This is a genomic window from Flagellimonas yonaguniensis, from assembly GCF_029193885.1.
Taxonomy (GTDB): Bacteria; Bacteroidota; Bacteroidia; order Flavobacteriales; family Flavobacteriaceae; genus Flagellimonas; species Flagellimonas yonaguniensis.
On sequence record NZ_JARFVB010000001.1, the window covers coordinates 53804 to 78223 of the forward strand.

The following is a 24420-nucleotide window of genomic DNA, read 5'->3' on the forward strand; positions in this document are numbered from 1 at the left end:
ATTAACAGTCGGTTCACTTATGGCTCCATATGGTTTTATATGTCTTAAAATGCCTATTTTACAGGGATTTTGCTTATCTTTAATAAGTATTAAAAATCATTTGAAATCAAAAAAAGCACGCCAAAAGCACGCCACTTTTTTAAACGTTAAATTATGGCCACAATCAAGATAACCTTCGATAAACGGGCAGATCACAAAACTAAAGATAAAAAATTTCCATTGGTTCTGCGTGTTGGGCACGCCAGAAAAACACGTGATATACCTTTCAATTTACATTTGAAAGAGAATCAGTATGATTTTTCGACCGGAAAGATAACTGGAATAATGAACGCTACAAGACATACTAAACGCACCCGAAAAATTTATTCGGAGGTTGATTTATGGATGGATGAACATTCGGGCGAAATAAAAAATTGGGAGATAAAAAAATTAAAATCTGAAATCGAACGAATATTCTTTAAAAAATCTCCATCACATTCTATTCTCAATCATGGTGCAGTCTATCTGAATAGACTTCGACTAGAAGAACGTTTTTCCACGGCAAGTTCTTACGAAGATGCCCTGAAAGCCTTGATTAAATTCCGCAAAAGCCTAAAAGGGGAGGATGATACAGTTTTAATCAAAACACTTTTCGAACTAAAAGACGGCAAATTAAAAGTCCTTGATGATTACAAAGATTTGGATATGGAAATCAAAGCCATGGACTACGCCTTTTCAAAAGATTTCAAGGCTTATATGAGCAACCGTTATAAATCAAAAAATACGCCCGCTATACACCTTAGAAGCTTACAGGCCATAATGAACGATGCGGGGAAGACCTATCAAGATTTAAAAGACCATAAGCCGTTATCGAGCATAAAAAAACAAAGTCATGAAAACGCCCCTGCTCCTCTCAACTTAGAAGATATTAATGCCATAAGAAAACTTAAACTGGAAGCTCGCACCCCTATATGGGATACCCGCAATTTTTTATTGTTCATGTTCAACAATATGGGCATGAACCATTTTGATATGGCTATTTTAAAATGTTTTCAATTCGAGGATAACCGTATTAAATACTTCCGTAAAAAAACACATTATGAAGGAGATTACTTTAGCGTTCTGCAAAATGAAGAATCCCTCAAAATCATTAGATATTATTTGAACGGCCAAAATGATGATGAGTACCTATTTCCTATTATTCCAAAAGGCACTACGCCCGAGAGGTTACATAAAGTAAACAATGGAAAAGTAAAAACTTTCAATAAGTACGCTAAACGCATTGCAAAATTAGCAGGAATTAATAAAAAGATTACTACTTATACCCTAAGAGATACATGGACAAACATCGGCTTGGATATGGGCATTGACATACGTAAGATTTCATCGGGACTTGGGCATTCAAGTGTTCAAGTTACCGAAAAACATTACGGAAAAAGTGTGTCGGAAAAAATATTGGATGAAATAAATGCCAAAATCACGGCATCATAGGAAATAGACCGGTGCAGTTATTGCTATTATAAACTTGGTTATGTCGGGATTAAAACCTTATTCCAAAGGGGGAAATGTCGGGGTAGGTGTCTGGGTTATTCGAATGAGCAGAAAGAGATTTTTGGTTTTCTATTTTTCTTAGCAAACAAATTCTTTTTCTTTCTTCTCCCTATCCACAAAAAAAAGCGCCCGTCAGGGCGCAAAATCCCATATCAAAACACCTTTTCAAATTTTACCACCCTAGCCCATACCCACGCCTTTTCTCTTATATTTCGACCAATCCGTCAACTCATCCTTAAATCCGTTAAAGGCCTCATCCTGATTTTTGCCCCTACCGCCCAATAACGAACTAACGGCATAAACGCCTTTTCTGAGCAATCGTTTTTGTTGGACACTAGATTGCCTTTGGGATACTTGAACAAGGCTCTGCCGAAGTCCATTATCCATATGGTGCTGCACTATCTCCCGATGTAGGTTCGGATAAGCTTTTTCACTGGTCAGTATAAAGGCGACCTTATCGTAGACTCCCCTTTCCATGAGATGCCCTACCCAAAGGTTTTTGAGATCATTCCTGCCCTCTTCAAAAAGTCCTTTGATGACGGTTCGTTGTCTCTGCAATCTTACGCTCAAATCGGGAATAGAATTTAAATAAAGGCTCGTTCTTTTCGGTAATGGATAACTAGCTTTGTTGTTAGTATAAATGGATTTGACCTCGAACCCTTTCTCTCCTTTTACAAAATAGAACCCCTTGGCGTTGAAAAGTGTGATATAGTCCTTCGCCGATTTTTCAAAGGGGGCATGCATCTGTTCGGCATATTTTACATAGGAGCCCAAAGCGACACGTTCATACTGCCATTTATAAACGGGATCCATCCTTTCGTACAGTTTCGGAAAAATCATCGGCAGGAAAATGGCCGATCCCGTCATCTTGGGGCTATTTTCCGAAGATTGTTCCGTCAACATTTCCAGCATCAAATGGTTTTGACGCACAAAGCCCGTGGATACATGTTTTTCCATATTCTCTGGAAAAGGTAGATTGCCCAATTTTACGGGTATGGTATGCTTGTTCGATTGGGTAAAGGACAATTGATTGTCATGATACTTCACACCCAAAGCTTGGAACAAAAGACGGATACTTCCCTGTTCCGTGCCGACATTGAAAATACCTTTCTCCAATACCTTCCCGATAAGCTTGAACTTTTTCTCCAAGATTTCCTTTTCCTTTTTGGTTTCCAGTTCGTAGATTCTTTTCTTGATAATGGGAAAGGCATTTTCCACAGCTTTCCTGAATTCGATCCTTTGATTCCTTGGGATGTAGCGTTCCAAAAAGCGAAATTTTTCCGAGGCTTTAAGGTTCGGAACGATATCTCCGAAGTTCCTGGTGATAATATGTTCAGATAGTAACCCGTCCTGTTTCAGGGATTTCAGGTAAGATGTCGTCAATGCCTCTTTTATAGCTTTTTGGACTTCCAATTTGAACTGCTTGCTTTCGATATCGATTTGAGTAGGTTCGTTCCCGTTGCCAAAAATTTCCAAACGATTCTGCATTCGGATATGTTTACCCAGTCCCCTTTTCCCGAAAACATACTTCGACTTGTCATAGATAGTGTACCCCTCGATTACATCGCCTTTTGTCTCCAGTTCGATGTCGATACCCTGATAACCCTTGAGCACATCCTTTAGGTCATGCGGACGGATAGTTTTAAAAAGACCGTACGTTGTTTCAATTTGTTTCAACAGGCGTTTCCGGTGCATCGGCAACAATTTTGACTTGGAATGTGCATCGAAGACCTTTTGAAGTTTCGGGCCGCTAAGGTTCCGGTGCACGGCGGAACCGCTCAAGAACCTTGTCCGGTAGCCTTTTTGGTTGTTCAGTCCAAAGGCGACCCCTATCCTTCCCATTTCGTTTTTTGTTTGCCTTAGTTCGATGTGATAGGGCTTTACCAACCTTGCGAGTTCATCGAAGCTCCGCACTTTGTATTTTTGGTTGATGCTGTTGAGCACGTCCTGTAGATAGAATTTCGTCCCTTTTTCAGCATCCATACCGAACTGTTCTTCTGGCAATCGGTATATCGGGAGTTGTCTATTCCGTTTTGTCGTCGGTGCCTGGGACAGCCCGTATTTTTTCTCCAGGTACCGCCTTGTCGCCATGCTCCTTTTATGACTATTGTAAATAGGCAGGACTTTTCCATCCTCTTTCACGATGGTGGTCACGATATGGACATGTTCGTGCGTGGTATCCGTATGCCGTACCACCACATAGGGCTGTTCCCCAAAGCCCATTTTTTCCATATATTCCTTGGAGATTTTAAGGAACGTTTTATCGTTAAGGTGTTCCCCATGGGGTAGGTTCAGGCTGATATGGGCATAACGGTTCTTTGTGGCGTTGCGCTGCCCCTGAAAATGGAGCACGTCCCCGAAGAACTTTGGCGATACCTTTTGGGAAAACGTGTTGCCGTAACCGAGTATCCGCATACCTTCCTTTCCAAGGACATAGTTCAATGTGCCCTGACAGGTCTCCCCATAAATGATCTTTGCTATCATCCCTGTTTTTCTTCCATCGTAATTTCAATGAGTGCGTACAAGAGATCATTGGTTCTTTGTATCTCGTTCCGCAAACTACTGTTCGGATTTCTCAAATTTTTATGGTGCGCCAGCTTGACCAATTGGTTGATGTTGTTGCCGATCTTGTTGATATGGTAGGCAAGGTTCGAGGTATCGGGTAGCAAATCCTTTTCCTCTGCTTCGCTGTTCAAGACCAGCCTTCTTAGTAGCGGACTTATGACACCCCTTTTGGAAATATCCAGATTGTAGGATCCACAGATTTTTCGCAATCTTTCATATTCAGCATCGTTGAACCGCAACATTATGCTATGGTACCGCTTCCTAGTCCCCAATCGTTTCCGGCCTCTTTTCCGTTGTTCCATTTTCCTTGCTTATTAAAGCAAAACACTTCGTCAGAAGTAGACAATTCTAAGTTACTTAGAATGCACCTTGCTATCCGTTTCACGGATAAATATAAGTGATTAAAATTGAATTTAACTATCTTGTAATCAACTATTTAACCTGTTAAACCATATCGGGCCATATCAATATAAATGGGTACAGAAAGTGGATTTATTTGGTCTGATATGTTGTTGAAAAAATGGAAGGAAATACGAAAATGCTCAAGCTTTTTGTGGGTAGGGAGAAAAAAGGGCAAGCGGCCTTTTCGCCGCTTGTTCTTTTGCGTGGCCGCGAGGGTGTCTTGCAAAACCGAAACGGAAAGACTTCACGGCCGGACCGGCGAAGCGTGTCCGAACGGGGAGGATCGGAGTGGAAGGTTTGCAAGACTTCCGCAGGGGCTTGGGGACATATGAATGAATGCAAAAGTTAAAAAACGTATGACGCCGTTCGTTAAAATCTTTACTCGGTATCTTTGGGCAACCTCCAAATCCGAACTTGGAATCAACAAAAAAACTTCGAACCCATTGATAGGTATCGGCGACAAAATGTTCATTACAAAGGATATCAATTCGGCTACGGTAGCCTATTTTAAAAAGATAGTACTTCGTAAATTATTGATAGCATTTTCTTTTCAGCCACAATCAAACAACGAAGCTATTACCGACCTTCTCAAAAGCGTTAATCATTATGGGTTTGACTTGCCCAGCGAGTTGGAACTTGACCTTTATGGAATGTTGATGAAGTTCAAAAACGACCTTGAAAAGGACGAACTTACCGCCCTGTACTTTTGGGGCCTCGACCAAAAATACATGTGCTATTTCGAGAATTTTTTAAATGAAAGCGATACCTATTCGGAAAAGGAATTCGATGGTGAATTTGGTAGGTCACTTGCCTATAAGGTCTATGAACCAAATGCCAGTGGATTGGAGGAGGACACCATTGAAGAGCTTAAGGCACTCTTATGTGATTTCGCCGGTGAATTCGATCTGTCGATAGTGGACGAACATACCTGTAAGGATATTTTGGAAACAATGGAAACGTACTGCTTGGCGGCGAACTAATTTTTCAACGGGTCTTCAGGCAATTACAGGCTTGGTCCCCTGCCCCTGGATTTACCCTTGCCCTTTTTGACATTTTGTTCTATCGATTCTTCCTGGTTTTTGTTTTTTGAAAGCTTGGCTTCTTCGATAAACTGCTGCATGCCCAAGTGCATAGGGTTTGTGGGCATTATTTTCTCCTGGTTCTGGAGCATAGGAGCTTTGAGGTTCAGTTCAGCTGCAACCCGGTAGCCTAAGTTAAAGGATTTTTTAAACGCTTCATCTACTTTGATATCTTCTTCCATTGTTAAAAAGTTTCCCTGGCGTGTTTTTCAATATATTCCATAATCGATTCCCTATCGTAAAGTATGATCTTCTTTTGGGGCTGGGAGAACCTTATTTTACCCTCGTCCCTCAACTTTTGGAGAGTCGTGGTCGACTTGATCCGTAAAATGGACATGGCCTCTTCACCATCGATCCATCTATCGAGGGTGTCCTGCCTTTTGGATTCGACATGTTCGATAACCTTCGTAAATAAGGCATAAAAGGCTTCTTCTTGTAAACAGACAACTTCCATTAGGTTGGTTTGAACTCCAATACCCCTTTAAGATATGTTCTCCTTTCATATTAGGGTGTTCGATTTCGACAAATCACTCGTTAATTCGTTGTGGAGCTGCAATTATTAATTGTATTATACAACCGGTGGTAAAACATGTTCAGTTTGATCATGGTTTTAGCAAAACTTAAATGGTCGAGTCATAAAGGTCGGTTTTCCCGTCTGTTTATAGAGAGACACGAACTTTCGCAGTTTGTGGTTTTAGATTCTAAGAGTATTCTTATTTTCAGTTTCTATCCTTTTCAATGTTTGAACTTAGCACTTAAAAATGTGTAATTTCAATAAGGAATAAAATAAACAAATTGTAATTCTACCCATCTTTTAGACCAAAGGCTATGTGCCAAAAATAAAAATAAAACTAGCATTATCTTCAGCCTCCATTTTTAGTCTATCCCTAATTTTTTCAATTACTTCATCCGATGATTTACTGTTTTTTAGTAAATATTCGATGCTATGGCCATCTATAATATTGTGCAGTCCATCTGAACAGATTATTAGCTTATCTGTCTTATCATTCAATTCTAATTCTTGATAAGAGACATAAGATTTCCTCAGATTCCCCTGAACAGATCGTGTTACTACGTGTGAATATTTGGATTTTATTTCTGAAATATTGGGGATAGCATCATCTGAGGTCTCATTATATAAATTATGAGATTTACTTTCAAAATTCAATTTGCTATCTGAGTACCTTAATATTTTTACGTCACCAACCCAAAAACATCTAGCCACATTATTTTCAACAATGACACCCCCTATTGTCGCTCCCAGCCTCGAATGATTCAGTTCTTGAAATTGGCGTATTACAAGATTTGCCTTGTTGACCGCTTTCTGAATGCTTTCTTCATTAATTTCTTTAACGGTAGACAAAAATGTTGAAATGCTATCTACCGTCATCGAAGCCGCAAGCTTTCCATTATCGTAACCTCCCATTCCATCAGCTATTATGTAAAGGTCCGTTCCAGAACCTAGGCTACTCTCACAAATCACATCTTGATTTGTTTTTCTTTTTCCTATATATGAAAATGCAATTGACGTCATTAGTTACCTGTAGCTTGTATAGTTCCTCCCCCATGCTTTGTTACCCTAGGTCTAGTAGAAACCTTTACTGGTTTAATTGAAATGCTTTTTTCCGTTGCTTTGGTCGCCCATAAAAATCCTTCTCCCGGAGTCAGAGCGCTCATATCCGCCGGTGTTAGAGTAGAAAGTTGAGTTATTGATTTTTGAATATGTTTAAGCCACTGAGGGCTATTAAACTTGTGTAATAGTACAACAGAACTCAATTCAATAATTTCATTTGGAAGACTAGGCGGGTCTTGACTTGCAATCATTATACTCACTCCTTTATGTCTCATTTCTCTTATTGCTGTAACAATATTTCCAGTTAAATCTTTATTGTCCATATACTTATGAGCCTCATCGAATACGATGAATTTGTTAAAATGCAATCCGTTAATATTCTTTACCGCAGAGAAAATATTCAACATTATGACAAAAAGACCCAAGGCTTCATCTTTTACAATAAATTCATCCCTTAAATCAACAACCACCAATCTTCCTGGCATTAACACATCTCTCATCATAAAGCTGTCATCAATATATTCACGAGCAAAACTTAGTTTCTGCCTTGCTAATGCTTTTTGAGAATTACTCAATAGTTCTGAATCCTCCACACTCTCGGAAAGGGCGTTTATTGTAATGTTAGATCGATGCTGCTTCATAATTGCTTTTAGCTGTCTTATGTAGGTGGAATCATTACCTATTGCTCCTAAAATAAACAGCCAATCTTGTACATTAAGTTCCTTGGAATTAAAAGCTATTGGCAATACTTTAATAGATGGATATTCGGCTTGCCTTTCTTCAATTTTGTCTTTTGGCGTGAGAATAATAACATCCTCAATGTTATTTGGCTCAGCCCCATAGCGCAACTTTAATTTTTCTAATTCCTTATTTTGGTCATTAGAGTATATCATTGAGGTAAACTCAGGTGCATAGTCCATACTTTCACTATAGTGAAAAATAACCCCTGCTAGCGGTGCTGGAAGAAGATTAATATTGCTAAATTGTTTAAGAACCATTTCGGAAATGGTGCCAATAGTATAACTTTTACCACCGCCTTGAACTCCAAATAGACTAATAGTGTTTGTCTCGCTAAGGTCAATAGCGATTTTTTTCTGTAAAATACTTTCCCCAAGAATTCCAAATTGATTGCTTGGTGATGTTTTACCAATAAGTATATCAAATTCAGGACAGATATGTTCATTATGATTTGACATGAATTCTACAGAATCAATATCTGTGTTTAATTCTATTTCCGTTTCGGCTGCCCTAAGTGTACCTTCTTGATCTTTCGGATATTCCTTTTGCTCGGTCGGCGGACGTACTGTAGGGTTATCGGGTTGGGAATCTGCCTCGGTTGAATTTTCAACCTTATCATCTCCACTAGAATCGGATGTGTTCTCGTTAGACTCCAAATTCGATTTAAATCTTTGAATAAAAGGTTTAAGCTCACTGATATTTCCAAAGGCTTTCGTAAGGTCTTTGTCAAAATCACTTTCTTCAAGCCTTTTAGTATTTAAATCTGAATTAGGATCAAGAATATCATCGATCAATTTCCCGCCGAAAGTAAAAAAGGTGGACTCATTATCTACGACTACCTTTTTATGTCTTTCTGATGCCGCAAAATCAAAAATTAAACCTAGTTTTCTAAAGTGAAGACTAAACCCCGAATCAAGTTTTTGTAAAAAAGCTAAATACTGATTGTATGCTTTATTGGATAAATACTCATATCTATGTGCTCTTTCTAAATAAAAAGTCAATAGTGATTTTAATTCCTTGTTTTTAATTTCTCTATCTAACCTGTCAAAAGAATTATTGTAGGAAGGATCAAAATGATTCCTCAAGGCTTCTATTGTATTTTCTATCTGATCAAGCATTTTTAATCTAAGAGCATCTTTTTCATTTTGCCCTAGGGCCTTACGGCATTTTATTTCTATTACCGAGATTAATATTTCTTTTTTATCAGGATTGATGGAAACAAGCAAGTTATCTGCTCTTGATTTACTTCCAGAAGGTAAATTCTCGAACAGGTTTTGATGCAAATCAATAGGAATGAGAAAAGCATCTTCCAACATTTCCTTTTTTTCCAAAACACGTTTGGTAAACGCAGAGCCAATTACTTCAAATGCCTTGTTTTTAGAAGAATTCAATTGAAGCACCAATGAACTACTTACTGCCCTTAAATCTTCAAGAAGTATTTTTATTTTATGCTCGTCCTCTTCATTATGAATATCAAGGTTGAATTCTTCAAAGTGAGGCCCTAGCAGTCCTAAGACTTCAGAGGTAGGCCTTGTTGTAAGATATGATGAAATTCCCAAAGCCTCTTCGCCAGGAACATAGTCTAGTAAAAATGGGATTTTACCATCCTTAGATGGTTGATCAAATATTTGTGGCCCTAAATTTTTATCAAACGTTATCACCCAATCAGAATAATCGTGTAGATGGGTAAGTAACACCTTGTCCTTATCATTTAGCCTAAGTTGGGTAGAAGGTATGGATAAAGTGTGTTTTGACACTAAAGCCCCGCTTACAAAACTTTGAAGGTTTTCAAAAAGCTTAATGCCGTTTGCACCTGCCGTATCATACTTTACTGGTAGTTTATTGCTTTCAATGAAACGATTCCACTTAATTTGGGATCCATTTTCATCTACCTTTACCGTAGACTCTGTAATTAAGCCATTTAAATAAAAATTGCGATCTTCTATAGTTGGTTTTATAAGTTCTATAGTTATGGGAAATGGACTTACTAAAAAGCTCAAATGAGAGGTATAAGATGAGGGGTCTTTTAAAAAGTCTGAAATATCGTTGATTGAAAAACGTAATTTTGGAAACAATCTATTCTTAGAAGGTTGAGAAAATGCTTCTGCTTCTTCGGAGATATTTGATTCTGGGTTAATTAACGTCTTTAAAGCTTCTCCATGCTCAATTATTTTGTCATCACCCTTAAAAATTCGGACTTCATAATTGATACTCTCAAATGCTTTTTCCTTTTCTAACTCGACAAATGCATTAGCAAAAACCTCTGCGTCACCCGCATTGAATAAATTAACTACTAATTTATCTATATATGGATGTTGCGCTAGGTAATTCTTAATATGTCGAATTACCAATTTGATACTTAAATCAGTCTCTACATAGTTGTCCTTAGTGATATTAAATAGCAACCTTAAATAATGTTGGAGCTGTCTAGAAATAGAAGTCATTCCGTTTTTAGATTCTTGAGATACTGTACTGAGGTAAAGCCCCCAGCCAAATGATAGCTCGCCACTATAATTAAATTGTTTTTGAGATGTTGTCTCAATTAGAACCTGTTGGTTATTTTCAGGAGAGAGCTGACCAATAAACAATTCTTCCAAATGTTGTGACCAAGATTCTTTGTGTCCTGAAAACTCTTTTGTTCTTTGTTCCCAATTTTCAAAAACTTCTAAAAGTTGTAAAGTCCAACACAAACGTAATGGATGCAAAGGTGAAAGGAGTATTGCTTCGACCTTACTCCCGTCAGGTAATTTACTTTTGACCTTAACAAGGTCAATCATTTGCAATTCGATTAGAAACTCTCTAAGTTTTGTTTTCTCGTCTAACGCTATCTCGTCAGTCGCTAACTGGTTATTTAGTTTTGTTGTCCATTTAGTATATGTATCGACATATTTTCTGATGCTCTCTTTAAGATTAAATATGTCTGCTGTTTCAAAAATTCCATTAGCCGTTGTATTTGAATTAGTAATAGCTTCAAAAAGTTGTAATCTTGACTTTAGTAATGATTTTGGTACGATTTCATTTAGTTCGCTTTTTACAAACTGTAATTGTTCAAATCCTACTGCCAACTTATTACCTTTTAGTTGACATCTCACATAGCCTAAGCTATCGGCATTTGCAAGCAACTTATTTTCTATTTGACGCAGTTTAGTCGAAATATTGATCTGATAATTATGTTGGTCGGAATAATTGATGTGAAACGTAGAGTTATGTTTTTCCTTTCCGTCATTAATCCAAATATTCGATGTCTCTGAAGGTTTTGGTAATTCAATCTCGATATCATTCTTTAACGCTTCAATGCGATATTTGAAATAGGCTTGTAAAACATTATTAAGTTTATCCTTGCGCTGATCTTCATCGCGTTCTAAAGATTCCTCAATTACATAGTCAAAATCAATCGAATCACAGCTGAGTTTATAAGGAAAAGCACTTTTTGATATACTTTCATCTTCTTTTTTAGCTTCTTCCCACGCTTTTTGAATTTTAGACTCACGAAACTCATCATTAGTATTTAACATATTACCGTGTTCGTCCTCCGCTAAAACCTTTATAAAATAAGAGCCTTCCTCAATGATATTAGGGTTCAACTCAAGAGTGGCATCCCTGTAGGGCCTATTAGAATTTGAGTTTTTGATTTTTCTTAGTACCGTAATTTCTTCTCCGTTACTTCCATTAACGGCCATCAGTATAATCCTAAAGAATCGTAAATCTTTTATATCCTTTGGATTTGGATTAGTGTGAAAACGAACCTTCAACTTTGCTACATTACCTTCTTGTGCGTAAAGCACATTGGTCCCATCTTCTACTTTTAAATCTTTAGACTTTATTTCTTCAGTTATCAATTTAATATGTGTAAAGTCTAAATCTGGAATAGGCCAGTAACTGAAATTTAATTCGTCATAGCCATTTTTAATAGCATTACAAATCTCTTGGGCATTTCTTGCTCCCTTTTCAGTTTTGAGAAAATTGACAATATCCTTTTGTATAGAATCATTTTCTAACCTTAGTTCAGCTATTCTATCATATAGTGGTTTATTGAAAGCTGATAATAACTCAACACTTTCTCTATTGAAATTTAATCTTGACCTAATTTTTTCGACATGTTTTGTAAGAACCTCATCAGGTATCAAACAAAGGTTACATATACAATTTCCAATTGCCGAAGCCTCATACCCCTCTTGATCAATAGCTATTAAGTAGTCTATTACTTCAGTATTTGAAGGGTTCAAATAGTTTATTATATCATTGACAACCATATCATAAACATCATCGGGAACCTGTTCTATAAGAGTATTGACCAATTCTTCTTCCATACCTTCTAGAGATATCTCTTTAAAGGTTGCGTTACCATACGAATCTTCTGCAGCTGTACGGCTGTTCGACGGGATTAAAATGAGTAGTGGTTTGTCCTGCTTATTGCGAAGCTCGATAAGTTTTGTTGCAGAAATAAATTTGCGACTTGTGTTTTCCGCTTCGGAAACAATATACATGTCGAGATGTGAATGTTTCTCAAATAGCAAATCCCATAAATATTCCAATTCTAGAACACCTAGCCCCGTAATTTTCATACAATGACCGGGGCCTGCCGTTTCAAAGTCAGTATCGTATAGCTCAAGGATAAGACCTATTATCTTTTGATAGTATACATTAATCGTAATTGTTTCCATTCTTTTCTTAATCGTTTAATTCGTATCGAGGACGTATTCTTTGCAAAATATAGGCATCACTTAAATCATTGTAAAAGCCTATTTGGCGTAGTTTCATTTTAAACGATTCTACATTTTCTTTAAAAGCTAAATGGGTATTCAAATCTGCATCCGCAAATCTTTCCTCAGACAAGCCATTAATAATTAATCCATAGCGTGTTCTTATATTATCCATCAATTCCTCTATGGAAAGGGTTTTTGTAGTAAAATGACCATCTTCTACATTTAGCACTAATATTTGAACTAGTGTCTCTAATAATCGAGTACCTAAGACAAAACGTCGCGGATGCTTTTTACTTCGTCCTTGAGCCATAAAGCCTCTTTCCGAATTCTTTTGTGAGAGATTATCAATCAGTTGTATATGATACCTAAATTGATACGCACCACGCGCTTTCACTATTAATTCAATGTATTTGTCGAAGTAAGAATCTTCGTACTTTACCATATCTTTTATCAGTTCCCGATCATCCTCTTCAAGTGAATTGTAGAGATTATCCCATTGGGTCTCAAAATATATTTCAAAACCCACAGGTTTTTCTGCTAAAATCTTAAGTGCTTTTTCTAGGTTTATTGAATTTGTCTTCTCCAACTTTAATCTTCTCAAAGCTGCGTTTATTTGAAAAGTAGCCTTGATGTAATCATAAATGCTGTTAGTTAAGCTTTCAGCGTCATAGCTCGCGAGTTTTGCGATTTTGCTTTCAAAATCATCCGTCGCGTCTACTACAATACTCCAATTATCACTATGGCGAATAGAACCTCTTTCTACCATTTCAGGCAAAAGAAAAACTAGCTTTTGTATATAAATTGATAAATGAAATGATGTTATGGTTTTCAAATAGTCTACCACAACGTTTCTTGGAATTTTTCTTTTATAAACCAGCAAACGTCTTACATCGTCACAGTAGAGTCTGGCTTGTTCTTCTAGTATTGGCTTGATTTGATTTAAAGAACTATTCGTATCTAAAAAACCTGGTTTAATATTTTTAATAATATGAAGTAGTCCCAGACTGTCTACATCTAAACCAGTTCTGATATTAATTTTATTAGTGGTGTTATCCCAACCTTCCATTAGAAAACTTTTGAGTTCTTCTTTTACCTTGGGATTTGCGCCAAGCATTAAATACACTTGATCTGCAGTATTATAATCTCTTGTATGGGCTGCATTTCTTACCCTATAACTTTCAAGGTGGATTGGTCTGAGAGAAGATATTTTCTCCTTATCCAAATTGCCTCTATAGACCATGTTTACCAGATTACTCCGCATCCAAAGCTCTGAGGCTTCCTTGTTCTCATTGAAGCCTTTTACAGATCCATCTTCTTCTAGTTTTCCAAAAACTCTTTGTAGCGTATCCAAGTCGATAAAAGAATTGCTTCTAGCTCGTTGTCTAGGCCTTATTCCATTATGCTTTAAGAGCATAAACAAATTCACAAATACATTATCTATGTTTACTGCTTTTGCATCCCCTGCATAAATAAGTTCATTTCTTAAGACGCTTTCTTCTTTATTTAGTTTTATCGCCATAATTATAATTGCATTGCTTTTATGCTAAGATGATTTTTAACATCCTTGCTTATTTCATAAAACTCAAGATTATCCCTTGTCACTATCACCTTATTATAAGTAAGGTTCTCAAGTAGATTTTTAAAGATGGTTAGCTCCACAAACTTTCCTCGTATATCATTAAGGGAGGGACTGTACCCTTGCTGAATAAAATAAAGCATTTCAAAAAGGTCAAGTGAAATAACTAATTCAATATGGGTTTCCTGCTTATGTCTAAATATCAAACTATCCGGTTCGTATTCTAGATATTTAACTAGATGATCTGTACGACTTACAAATAGCTCAAAATCATTTAAATCGAACAATCTGAATGATTTACTAAACGGATCGTTGATTTCCGAGGAACTTAACACCAGATTTTTTTGCCAAATTGCCTCATTTTCACATCCCTCATTCATTGATATAGCTCTTGAAATAGACATTTTGAGACGTAATAGCGAGTCTTCTGTTAGCTGCTCATATAAGCTGGGTAAAGCTTTTTTTATAGCGAGTGTATTTGTAGCTCTTTTGAAGTCTGTCCAGCTACAGCCTTTATAGGACTCTAAAGAAATCACTTCAATAAATTCAGTAGCCTGATTAATTATCGTCAATTGCTTTATTCCTTTTCCTTCCTCTTGCACCAGAGGTTTAATTTGTTTCAGGCATGCCTTTGTGAAAGAAGAATTATCAGCAAAATCTGCTTCATCAAACTTGAACTGTTTGTTTTTTGACTGTTCATCATTTGTGAGGTAACGTAGTTTTACGTCTGAAACACTATTCTCCTTTTCTACATTAAGTGCTTTATAAAAATTCTGTAAGGATTGATATGGAAGCCGCTTTTTATAATTACCTACACGTCCTTCGTAATATTGATGACGCACAAAGGACTTCTGAATTGACTTTATCTTATCCAATATTTCATTATCCTGTTCGTGAGCAGGCACCCAGATCTTGTTTGCATTGAAATCATCTAGCAAATGGAATTCACGATCAACAAATTCTAAATAATGTCTTTTAAGGTGCTGACCAAAAAACAAATCTCTATCTAGATTCGGTATGGCAACACTACCTATGTCCGTTTCTCTCAGTAATTTTACCAAACGATCGTTATCCCCAGAATCCTCATAATTTGGATTTGTAATGTTGAAATAATATAACTGCCAATATTCTTCTGGCTTATTGAATAGGCGGTTGTATACATCATCTACTTCTTCACAACTATGGTCGCGTGCAATCATAAACGCTATGAAAGATCTTAAGTCACGCATTGTAATGTGCAACTCGCGTTTTAAACCAACTGTACGAAGTAACCATTCCAATCTTGTGATAACCTCGTTACCAGAAGCAGGATCATTCAAAGAATCAACATTATATTTAATGAAACACTTGTTTGCTAGCGAGCAACCTTCGCACTTAGTCCAAAGACTTTTCTTAGTCAAAGCTTTGATTTGCTGCCTAAAGAGACTGGGTTCCTCACCGTCTATAGCAGTAATTGACCTCAAGTTAAGGTTGATAATCATTAATCCTGGAGGTAAATCAAAATGACCTTCTTTATAGAAATATTGGTCAATAGTGTCGTGTAGCGACTTGTATTTTTTAGAAGTTTTTAGAAATTCTACCAATCGTCCTTCATTTATTGCAATGATTCTTCCTTCGTTGGCTTTATTAAAATTTTTGAGCCCTTCAAAAGGATGAAAGAACGATTCTAGAACTTCATTATTTACTTTCCCGTCTTCATCCTGTGACCCGTCATAATTGCTTTCAAACGGAATACCGTTAACTTCAAATTCAGCACCATTTTTATGATCAAATCGATTTAGTTTTTTAACGCTAGCTGCGTCTTCAATCTTTCTGATGAAAGCCGTCTTACCGTCTCCCGCATTTCCGGTAATTATTATTAATTTAAAGCGTGCATCTAATATATCTGGAATTAATTTTCTATCCAGTTTAGATGGTGAATATGTGGCCTCGTCATATTGTGATCCCCGATTATTAACACGTGTTCCCCAATTACCAGACTTTGATTGACTATAAAGCGAATTAATATAATCAACCATATCAATTCCTTCAACATCTATCTTGTGTTCTTTTAAACGGTTGGTGTTTTCTTTAAAAGAGCTTTTTAAGGCATCGTACACTTTAAGGATGTTTCCATCATTAAAATTACGTGCACCACCTTTCCAAAAAACCTCATTTATCAAGACTTCATTATCAACTTTAATTACCACTTTCAATTTCTCTTTTAAAGAAATAGAGGTTTTGTAGCCGTCGATTTTTTCTTTGAATTTGTTTAAAGAAGAATATATTGTTTTCCGCAATTGACCATAATTTGACATTTCATTTAATAGAACAATAACTGTACTGCCTTGTCTAATTGAAACTTCTGTATGATATTCTTTCTGATCAAGTACTACAGAACCTGCTTTTTCTTTGTTCTCTGAGAGGAGATTTTCAACTCCGATTTCGCGTAAGCGGTCTAACATGTCTTGAGCAGAAGAAAAGCGCTTATCACCATTTGTTGCAATTGCTTTCAGAAGAAACTCAGAAAACTTTTCCGAAATTCTTTGATTAATCGTCTTAGGGTTTTCAGGCTCAATACTTATTTTAGGAATTCGACCTTGAGGCCAAGGGTATTTTTTAGTAACTAGTTCATATAAAGTAATTCCTAATGCAAATGTATCCGCGGAAAGATCCCAATTGATATTATGCCCATCCACTAAATCTGGCGCCAAATACGGGTTGGTTCCAACATATGCCTTATCATCTTCCTTAATCGAAGCCACGTTAAAATCAATCAGCACGAAACGTCCTTCATTATCCCATATAATGTTTTGCGGTTTTACATCACGGTGTAGAATGGGTTTTTCTCTATTTTGTAAATAGCTTAACGCGGAGAGCATATCCTCTGCTAGTTTATAGACGGTTCCTATAGGTAAGTTAGCATCGGTTTTTGTGTAAGTGCTTAAATTATCTCCGTCGAGAAACTCTGTTGTCGTGTAAAATTGTCCATAACGGGTTTGTCCATTCCATACGAACTTTACAATATTAGGATGATCAAGTTCTGATAGTGCTTTGTACTCATCTATTACAGAAGCAACACTCACACTTTCATGAAATAGTTTTAAGGCAAAATCACGCCCTTGTAAATCATGTTTCGCCTTAAAAACACGGGAATAGCCCCCACGTCCTAAAATTTTATGAATAATATAGTCATCTACACGATCTCCTTCTTTTAAATCATATGTATCTGGTTGGTCATTTGTTATGGAAGAATTTGTTGGCTTCGTAGATTCTTTGCTTGAAAACTCAACTTTTAAAGCTTCTTCGATATTAGTTTCCAATTCTTCTATACTATCAATACGCTTATCGCTGTCGGTTAAGATGGTTTTTAAACAGATATCATCTAGCCATTTTGGTAAAGAACTATTTTCAGCAGACGGTAATCTGTCCGGCGGTAGTTGTCCACCTAGTTTATCAAGCTCAAAAGGATTTTTTATAGGTTCTTTTCCTGTAAATAACCAAGCTATTAATACCCCTAACGAATAAATATCTGATGCTCTAGATGCATCTTTGGCGATAAGCTCTAGAGGATGGTACGCAGTAGCGCTATATTCATTAATAGTAGGCATTACGGTATAGCCATGGTCATTATGATCTGTAAAGTATGACTTTCCAAAGTTTCCTAAATATGCATATCCATTACTTAAAAAGATATTGTCAGGATTGATATCCCTATGGAAGATATTCTCTTTGTGTGCTGATTTTAAAGCACTCATCACATTCTTTATGATACTTACACGTTCATCAAAAGTGAAGGTTTTATTTCTTGAAGCTGAACGCAAAGAATCTTCTTCCATCAAATCTGTGATTTCATAGAAAAGATGATTTTCTTCATCTAGTTTGAACTCTACAGGAAGAATGAAAGGATTTGAACGGATTTTTATAAGCGCATTGTATTGATTTAAGATACTTTCTTCGCGCTTTAGCAATTCTACTGGAGACAAACCTAGCACCTGTAGCGAATACTCTTTAACCCTTTTACGTATGTTTGAAGTCACATTTTTCGGCTTTACCAAATACTCTACATAATTATCCGATTCTTGTTTTAAGATTTCTACAATTTGGTAGCCTTGTACTTCTTTCTTCTCATTTGGAGATTTTTTGTTTTGTTCCCCAATCAAGAACTGAACAATATCATTTTGAACGTCGACAATCGCTGCTTCCCATTTCCCTATTTGTTCGGGATCTTGAATATAATCGATTAGTTCATCGGTAAGTATAAATGATAGTTTTCCTGCTTCCTGTCTGAGATTTGGAATGAATGAATTAGGATATGAAAGCGTTACCATATTCTGAATCCAAGCCTTTCCCCAATCCCTGTTAGCCTCCTTAAGTTTTGAGGCTAGTATAGCTGTTTTTTGACGACCAGTTTTAAGCGGATTGGGCTTTTGTCTGTCATTGATGTACCAGTAATCATCCGCACCTTCAATTCGGCCTTTCCAATCTTTATTTTCTATATTGTAAATAGCATGAGGAGCAACAACAATCAAATCATATTCCCAAAATTGAGTTCTATTATTTCGAGGGTTCGTAGAAGCAATTTCTACATTTGGTATCAAGAAATAGTTGTCAGGGAGTTTTATCTGTAAAAAATCTAGTAAACGCTTCTCCCCTGCATTTACTACTGTTTCAAAATAGGGTGGTTTTATTATTTTTGCCATTGTTCTATTTCCTTTTCCACTAATGCTATTGCCTCTTCTTCCTTTAACAAGGCTTGATATAACATAGTATGGGCTTTTTTTACTGATTCATCTATTTCATTCATGACAGCTCTGTCCAGAATAGGTACTGGAATATCCTTGAGTAGCGCAGGAATCGGCCTACAAAGTTTAGTACCTGTTTGTGTTGATCTAATCATTCGAAATCCATAGTCAGATGAAAGCCAGCTAAATAAATATCCCGATGGAATTTCATCTTTTGTTCTCATGCGAATGAACTCACCTGCAACTAATTGCCCATCTAATTCTTCGTTTGCAAAAATCACCCTGCTAAAGGTTTCCCCCTCTCCCAAAGTCCCAACACCAGCAACTAAAATTTCTCCATAACGCACAAAATTTTCGGTGCTTACATATCTTCTAGATATCAATTTTCCAGTTTTTCTGAAATTGAATATATCAGACTGATTTAACAGTTTAATGGACTTATTAGAATTAATTGCAACTCTTTTAAAAGAGCCTGTAGAAAAAAACTTATTACTGTCAAGGCAGTTAACCAACTCTGTATGGTGATTCATTTTTACAGCATTGATAACCTCTTCAATTCTTTTTGAATAATTAAAGGCGTTTATTGAAATGCTAGTGATTTCTGAAATGTTCCGAGTAAAAGTAGATACAGCTCTATCGGAAGAATGATGCCCGAAGTATTCAAAGTTTTCCTTTTTGAGAGGTTTTAAGCCTGTGGAATTTTTAAGTGAATTTTGAGCGTCAGTTAATAATATATTTCCTTCTACCCTTAATTTTGATGATTTAACAATTAAATTGTGAATCTTTTCAGTCAATTTAGTCGAAAAAACCGGCACTAATGTTTTTCTTATTCCCGAAGCCTCTATATAACGGACAACTGAACCGGAGGCGTTTTTATTAAGTTGAGATTTTCCGTATTTAGAGGTTAAAAATGCATACACAAAACCATAAAAAGAATTTGATGACACATCTACTCTACAAACATTATTCGCATAACAAATACCAGCACTAATCTCATTTACTAACCTTGTGTTACCTATTGTCCCAAATCCTGTTACTAGAATCTGTCTATCCTTCACAATAGCCTTAACTTTCAAAGCTTGTTCCTTATTTATATAGACATTATTACCTTCTAATGTGTTAGGGATATCGCTACTTTGACAATATTGTATTGCTTTTTCAGTATTTTCACAGAACTGTCTCTTGAAAATCGGAGGATTCCAAACTTCAGCTAGCTTCTTAAGTTGAACACACTTGTCACTATTTTCTTCTAACAATCTACTATTTATGGCATCTTTATTTAAAAAATAACCACTATTCAGCCTATTAGACTCATGAATCAATTGACTTCTGACGGAAGATATAATCATAATTTATCTATTTAAAAAATCGCGATAAGCGATGAGAATTCCTTTAAGATCATCATCAATTTGCTTGACCTTCTCCTTTCTAATTTTAAGAATTTTTTCTCCGTTTTTCTTTTTGGTCAAATATTTAGTTTCGGTATTAAAGATTAATTCAGCTCCATCTTCATCTTTTAAATATATTGGACTGCCTCTACGATCTTTACCCAATTTTTCTGCAATTGCCATAAAAATGTGATAATCTTCTCCTTTTCCCTGCGCCAATTGCCTCTGCTCTTCAGTTTTCTTCTCAAGGAATAAAAGTGAAGATTGGACTCCAACCTGTGGCAAAAAGGCTTCTACTGGAAGATCGATTGATGCAAGAATTTTAAAGCGATCTAAAACCCACTCACGCACACCTTGCATGTTGGGATTTCCCAAAATACCATCGGGCAAAACAATTGCCATTCTACCACCCTCTTTTAGAAGATTATAACAAGCCTCAATAAACAAAACTTCTGGCGCACTACTATACTGGCTCAAATAATAGCGCGAAGCAATTTCCGTTTCGACCTTTACTTTGGCACCAAATGGTGGATTGGTAAAAACCATATCAAACTTTCCACGGGCATCGGTAGTATATACATTTTCAATATCCTGCATAGCTCGGATACTCTCTTCTATCGTGCGGTTTATTTTTTCAACCTCTGCGGGGTGCTCCCATAGCGGATAAGCAAGTGAGTTCACGTGAAAAATGTTGGCGTGGCCATCACCTCCCATAACCATGTTCATCCGCGCTGCTTTCTTCAGGTCCGGGTCGAAATCAAATCCAAAAATACTACGCTCTGCATAGGTTCGAACGCGCTCGTTCACTTCTACCGAATTATATTTTTCTTCTAGCAAAGGCCCTTCTAATTCTGGATACATATATTTTGTAATCTGTTGGCGCACGTGATCAAGAACCATTACCAGAAAACCTCCGGAACCACAAGCAGGATCCAATACACGATGGTGCTCTTTAGGGTCAAGCATTTGTACCATAAATTTCACAATGTTACGTGGTGTAAAGAATTGCCCTGCCTCTTGTTTTAGCGTATTACTTACTATAGTTTCATAGGCTAGACCCTTTACATCTACGGAAGCATCTAGGAAAGAATATTTTGAAAGTCCTCCTGCAATAAAGGCTAGACCCTTATCTGTAAGGTCGATACTTTCGTTTCCTTGGAATACTTCCGAAAACAGATTATCGTTCTTAAGTTCTTCAAAAAGGCCCTTAATTCTTTTTGCAACGGCTCTACGACCTTCTTCGGAGTTCTGTTCTTTGACACCTACCCAAAATTTACGACGGTAGCTTTCGCCATCCGGTAACTCCATAAATCTGCGCTTCTCATCGTAGATTTTACAGAAAATTAGGTTGAGCAATTGCCAAAAGGCATCTTTTTTTCGACCTTCATTTCCATAAATATAATCATGAGAACGTTTGAATACTTTAATCAAAGAGTCATTTGCTGGCGTGCGTGTATGCGAGCGATCTGCGCGATCTAAATCTTCTAAGGTTTCTCCTTCTCCCGGAAAGTCCGATAAATCTGTAAATTCAAAATCGAAGCCAATTCCATCATCTTCCTTTTGTAGAAAATGATAGCTAGAGCCATTTGCCCAAAGACCAAACTCACAATTATTAACCGCACCCATTGCATTCTCCAAAGTAGCAGCAAGACCTTTTTTCTTATCGGTTTCCTTAACCTTATCATCTTGTACTACGCACATGCGAATAATAAAATCTTGTTCGTGTGGTTTGTCCTTTTCAAAAATGGTTAAATCTACCTTTTGTTTTTTAGTTCGACCAGTATCTGGATCTTCGTATTCAATGGTAAAATTACGCTCCATATCATCTAGGTCGAATCCATATTCTTCATTAAGCATTAGGATTACAGATTGCAAATTGCTTTCTTGAGCCTTAATTTTCTTTACTTCTCCCGTAAGTATGCAAACAAGCTCATTATCTTCTAATACTACTTCTTCTTTACCTTTTATAGCTGTGGCCATATAAATAATAGTTGTGTTTAGTTAAGTTGGTTGATTATATTTTCTATACTATTTAGCACTTCTTCAAACGAGAATGCCTTGTGGGTTTCTATTATTTGATTGATCAGTTTACTGTCTTCCTTTTTATTATTTTCAGTAGTTAATATTTCAACTATGGAAGCTTTGGTTTTTTGATGGGTTTTGAGCAGTTCATTGATATCCTTTCCTATGAGAGTTGCGCCGCCGGTAATTATTGAAAAAGGTTCAGCTCCATAAATTTCATCATAGTGTTCCATAGCAGCTCGTTCTGAATTAATATTGAGATAGTTTTCTAATATGAATCCCATATCATCGGCATCCTTGTTGTTTTTATGATTTCGGTCTTTCCATGCCGCTATTTTCAATAAAAAAATGCCACTGAGGGTAGCAATTTTGATATCAGTCTCTTCATCGATACTAACAGATAAAGCTGCTTCATCGGCGGCCGAAAATCCTAAGACCGACATAGCAAACTCCTCTTCGGGTGGCCAGAATATCCTACTATCCTGTTTCATTATTTCTCCGAAAGGCACAATATCCAATTGAAACTTACCCTTGTAGATAAAGCGTTGTTTTTGGTTCTCGTCCTTGGTAAAATTTTCAAGACTTATAATTTCCTCTTCAACTTTTTTCCATTGTTCCCAATCATTGACTGTAATCGCAATATCAAGATCATGTGTTAAGCGTCCAGATTTTTCATTATGCAATTCCATGATGATATCCCTAGCTGTAGCACCTATGACGAAAAAGGAAATTCCCGCTTCCTTGAAATACTCTGTAAGCTCCAATAAAATGGGCTTTAATAGCGGATGAGTAAACCTACTACTAGATATATTGTAACTCATTCTCTAGTATTTGTTTTGCCATCTCTATGTTTCTGCCGTAACCGCTATTAATCAAATCAGTATATATCAAAAGCGCAGGGGCTACTCTAGTGTCATCAAAATCATTCTTCCAAAATTTTTGTAGTACTTCAATTTCCCCATTTTCACTTGGCACTAATCGAAGCACTTTAGCCAATTCTGATAGTTCTAGGTCAGTAAAAAGAGTAAAGTGTTCTGGTCTTAGGTTATCGGTAAGGATTGCACCACCAGGTTCGCCACCCCAAAGAATTGTACCAAGATTAGATTGTGTATCTATATTTCGCCAATTTTGAACATAGTCTGAATCCATAAAACGCATGCGTTTTCTTATAATTCGTGGCCTAAGCACAGAGTTGAACTCGACAAGCCAACGTTCTAAGAGTTCAGTTGTGTTCTTAAGAACTCGTTTTTCATTGGTTTTTAGAAGGAAGTTTAAGTCTTCAAGCTCTGCCATAACATTACTTACTGAGCCGATAGAGACATCTGCCTTTTCCGCTATTTTTCTATAAGAATCTTGAAGATGTTCAGGCTTAGACAAAAGATGAAAAAGTATCTTTAAACCAGCCTCTTGAAAAGCACGAGATTGATTTGTTTTTTCTCTTTTTGGTTTTTTCTGTCCTTCAATATATATTACTAAATCATTATGTTTAATGAAGGCATTGCCAGCTACATCTATATAATTGATAAGACGTTCCTTCAATTCCTTTGCGGCCATTTTAGAAATATACTCGGCAATTAAAATAACAGGCCTACTGTTACTATTTTTCATCTCCTGTAATTGAGATAATACTAGGCCTTGATTAGAAGTTCTAACAGCAGATTTTGCTTCGACGACAAACTGCTCGTTTTTGATTCGTAGTAGAGCGTCATAATTTTGACGGCTACTATCTATTTCTATGGGAATATTTATAAGCTGCTCAAGCTTAGAAGTAGCTTCATATATGAAGTCATTATTACGATACATAGCTTTTTTTGTTCATTATTTTTATTTGTTCAGCGACAATGAACATTCAAATATAATGAACACTATGTTAATTACAAAATATTCCTTTACAATAATATTAATGTATCCAACATTAAGATTTCTTGCTTTCAAACACCTTCAATACAATCAAGATTTTGAATTGAAGGTGTTTGAAAGCTGCTTTAAACTCGTAAGGGAGTTACTAATGAGCTTGTATTTGACATAAATTTTGAACCAATATAGATAGATACTATATTAAAAAAGGCACGCCAAAAGCACGCCACTAAATAAAAAAGGCAGCTACATTTTCATGT

The 24420-nt window shown here is 36.5% G+C and carries 14 protein-coding genes; 2 read left to right on the plus strand and 12 right to left on the minus strand.

Translation table 11 applies throughout. The features are described from left to right. Positions 1-153: 153 nt before the first annotated feature. The gene (locus PY092_RS00235; protein WP_275613861.1) at positions 154-1470 is read left to right on the plus strand and encodes a tyrosine-type recombinase/integrase; all 1317 of its coding nucleotides are present in this window, start codon (positions 154-156) and stop codon (positions 1468-1470) included. Between the two features lie 240 nt (positions 1471-1710). Here the strand turns inward: PY092_RS00235 and PY092_RS00240 are convergent, their stop codons facing one another. Together PY092_RS00240 and PY092_RS00245 are read right to left on the minus strand one after the other, a co-directional pair. After that, on the minus strand, positions 1711-4014 hold the full coding sequence (locus tag PY092_RS00240) for a relaxase/mobilization nuclease domain-containing protein (protein WP_275613862.1): 2304 nt from the start codon (positions 4012-4014) through the stop codon (positions 1711-1713). Beyond that, the gene (locus PY092_RS00245) at positions 4011-4397 is read right to left on the minus strand and encodes a hypothetical protein (protein WP_119638950.1); all 387 of its coding nucleotides are present in this window, start codon (positions 4395-4397) and stop codon (positions 4011-4013) included. The genes PY092_RS00240 and PY092_RS00245 overlap by 4 nt, the downstream gene beginning before the upstream one ends. Positions 4398-4853: 456 nt before the next feature. Here PY092_RS00245 and PY092_RS00250 point away from each other — a divergent pair, with 456 nt between their 5' ends. Beyond that, positions 4854-5477: a hypothetical protein gene (locus tag PY092_RS00250; RefSeq protein WP_147378519.1), complete on the plus strand. Its 624-nt coding sequence runs from the start codon at positions 4854-4856 to the stop codon at positions 5475-5477. A gap of 23 nt (positions 5478-5500) precedes the next feature. Here the strand turns inward: PY092_RS00250 and PY092_RS00255 are convergent, their stop codons facing one another. The 10 genes from PY092_RS00255 to PY092_RS00300 all read right to left on the minus strand — a co-directional run bounded on the left by PY092_RS00255 (position 5501) and on the right by PY092_RS00300 (position 24106). Continuing rightward, the gene (locus tag PY092_RS00255) at positions 5501-5758 is read right to left on the minus strand and encodes a hypothetical protein (protein WP_119638953.1); all 258 of its coding nucleotides are present in this window, start codon (positions 5756-5758) and stop codon (positions 5501-5503) included. A gap of 2 nt (positions 5759-5760) precedes the next feature. Then, positions 5761-6030, minus strand: a complete 270-nt coding sequence (locus PY092_RS00260) for a helix-turn-helix domain-containing protein (RefSeq protein ID WP_119638954.1) — start codon at positions 6028-6030, stop codon at positions 5761-5763. Between the two features lie 372 nt (positions 6031-6402). Continuing rightward, positions 6403-7110, minus strand: coding sequence for a PP2C family protein-serine/threonine phosphatase (locus PY092_RS00265; protein ID WP_119638955.1), 708 nt, complete (start codon positions 7108-7110; stop codon positions 6403-6405). Further along, positions 7110-12551 carry a methylation-associated defense system ATP-binding protein MAD8 gene (gene mads8, locus PY092_RS00270; protein ID WP_119638956.1) on the minus strand — a complete coding sequence of 1814 codons (5442 nt, stop codon included), beginning with the start codon at positions 12549-12551 and terminating at the stop codon, positions 7110-7112. Before mads8 ends, PY092_RS00265 begins: the two co-directional genes overlap by 1 nt. Positions 12552-12558: 7 nt before the next feature. Then, the gene (gene mads7, locus PY092_RS00275) at positions 12559-14112 is read right to left on the minus strand and encodes a methylation-associated defense system protein MAD7 (RefSeq protein WP_119638957.1); all 1554 of its coding nucleotides are present in this window, start codon (positions 14110-14112) and stop codon (positions 12559-12561) included. A gap of 2 nt (positions 14113-14114) precedes the next feature. Continuing rightward, a complete protein-coding gene (mads6, locus tag PY092_RS00280) occupies positions 14115-18851 on the minus strand; it encodes a methylation-associated defense system protein kinase MAD6 (RefSeq protein WP_275613863.1) in 4737 nt (1578 codons plus the stop codon). Then, complete coding sequence (gene mads5 / locus PY092_RS00285) at positions 18839-20242, minus strand: methylation-associated defense system restriction endonuclease subunit S MAD5 (protein WP_119638958.1); 1404 nt, start codon at positions 20240-20242, stop codon at positions 18839-18841. Before mads5 ends, mads6 begins: the two co-directional genes overlap by 13 nt. 3 nt (positions 20243-20245) lie before the next feature. Next, positions 20246-22261, minus strand: a complete 2016-nt coding sequence (gene mads2, locus PY092_RS00290) for a methylation-associated defense system DNA methyltransferase MAD2 (protein WP_119638959.1) — start codon at positions 22259-22261, stop codon at positions 20246-20248. 17 nt (positions 22262-22278) lie between these two features. Beyond that, positions 22279-23124, minus strand: coding sequence for a nucleotidyl transferase AbiEii/AbiGii toxin family protein (locus PY092_RS00295; protein WP_119638960.1), 846 nt, complete (start codon positions 23122-23124; stop codon positions 22279-22281). Continuing rightward, positions 23105-24106, minus strand: coding sequence for a type IV toxin-antitoxin system AbiEi family antitoxin (locus PY092_RS00300; protein ID WP_119638961.1), 1002 nt, complete (start codon positions 24104-24106; stop codon positions 23105-23107). Before PY092_RS00300 ends, PY092_RS00295 begins: the two co-directional genes overlap by 20 nt. Between the last annotated feature and the right edge of the window lie 314 nt (positions 24107-24420).

Bases quoted from the DNA above. Each gene is read 5' to 3' on its own strand.
- PY092_RS00250 (WP_147378519.1), top strand. From the start codon at position 4,854: ATGACGCCGTTCGTTAAAATCTTTACTCGGTATCTTTGGGCAACCTCC.
- PY092_RS00240 (WP_275613862.1), bottom strand. From the start codon at position 4,014: ATGATAGCAAAGATCATTTATGGGGAGACCTGTCAGGGCACATTGAAC.
- PY092_RS00235 (WP_275613861.1), top strand. From the start codon at position 154: ATGGCCACAATCAAGATAACCTTCGATAAACGGGCAGATCACAAAACT.
- mads8 (WP_119638956.1), bottom strand. From the start codon at position 12,551: ATGGAAACAATTACGATTAATGTATACTATCAAAAGATAATAGGTCTT.
- PY092_RS00300 (WP_119638961.1), bottom strand. From the start codon at position 24,106: ATGTATCGTAATAATGACTTCATATATGAAGCTACTTCTAAGCTTGAG.
- mads7 (WP_119638957.1), bottom strand. From the start codon at position 14,112: ATGGCGATAAAACTAAATAAAGAAGAAAGCGTCTTAAGAAATGAACTT.
- PY092_RS00260 (WP_119638954.1), bottom strand. From the start codon at position 6,030: ATGGAAGTTGTCTGTTTACAAGAAGAAGCCTTTTATGCCTTATTTACG.
- PY092_RS00245 (WP_119638950.1), bottom strand. From the start codon at position 4,397: ATGGAACAACGGAAAAGAGGCCGGAAACGATTGGGGACTAGGAAGCGG.
- mads5 (WP_119638958.1), bottom strand. From the start codon at position 20,242: ATGATTATATCTTCCGTCAGAAGTCAATTGATTCATGAGTCTAATAGG.
- mads2 (WP_119638959.1), bottom strand. From the start codon at position 22,261: ATGGCCACAGCTATAAAAGGTAAAGAAGAAGTAGTATTAGAAGATAAT.
- PY092_RS00295 (WP_119638960.1), bottom strand. From the start codon at position 23,124: ATGAGTTACAATATATCTAGTAGTAGGTTTACTCATCCGCTATTAAAG.
- mads6 (WP_275613863.1), bottom strand. From the start codon at position 18,851: ATGGCAAAAATAATAAAACCACCCTATTTTGAAACAGTAGTAAATGCA.
- PY092_RS00265 (WP_119638955.1), bottom strand. From the start codon at position 7,110: ATGACGTCAATTGCATTTTCATATATAGGAAAAAGAAAAACAAATCAA.
- PY092_RS00255 (WP_119638953.1), bottom strand. From the start codon at position 5,758: ATGGAAGAAGATATCAAAGTAGATGAAGCGTTTAAAAAATCCTTTAAC.